1 pseudogene is annotated in these 753 nt (G+C 65.6%); it reads left to right on the plus strand.

Annotated features, from left to right (window positions below):
- Window positions 1-403: 403 nt before the first annotated feature.
- Window positions 404-753 (plus strand): annotated as a pseudogene (locus ACH65_RS17310) (hypothetical protein); the annotation flags it as partial.

Below are 753 nucleotides of genomic sequence, written 5' to 3' on the forward strand. Positions count from 1 at the left end.
GCCACGGTGGCGACCGAGGCCGAGCAGATCCCCGGCAATCCCAACAGTCATTTCCGCGATGACCTGATGCTGGCCTGGACCCGTACCTACTGAGCCAAGGAGGGCTCCCCATGCCCAACGAGACCCGTGTAAGCGCCGATGGCGTGCCCAGCGACGGCGTGGGCCATGCGCTCCCCGATCTCGCCAGCCAAACGTTCACCGCCGAGGGCCACGCAATGTACTCCCGCCATCACATTCCGCCGGTAAGGTGGCCCAGGCCATAGGGCCTGCCCGACCCAGCAGCGATCGGCGCACTCAGATGCATAATTCAAGGCCCGTCACGGAATTCCCGTTACGAACTGCGCCCTCGTATCGGCAGCCTTTAAGATGGACCGCGGATGGAAGGACGCATCGAGGAGCGCACATGGTTTCCTGGCAACCCTCGCCGGCGCTGGCCGGCCCGCTCTACGGCAAGGAGCCGTGGCCGCTGCGGTTTCATACCCACAGCTTCGATGCCGCCTGCCACAACACCTTGGCGTGCAGCCTGATCTACAACCACTTCCAGTTCGGCACCCGGACGATCGGCTACGACGGCCAGTACCAAGACCGGCCGTCCGGCCCACCGCCCCGCGCGAACTGGAAGGACGACTGGTCCGGCCATCACAGCATCCTGCCCGCCACGGGCGAGACGTTTCCGGGCCCGGCCGAGATCGACTGGGTTTCCCTGGACGGCTCGTCGCACCACCTCAGCCTTAATCTCGACGGGTTGTTCCG

Origin of the sequence: Frateuria defendens, assembly GCF_001182895.1 — a bacterium.
In the GTDB taxonomy this organism is placed as follows: domain Bacteria; phylum Pseudomonadota; class Gammaproteobacteria; order Xanthomonadales; family Rhodanobacteraceae; genus Frateuria_B; species Frateuria_B defendens.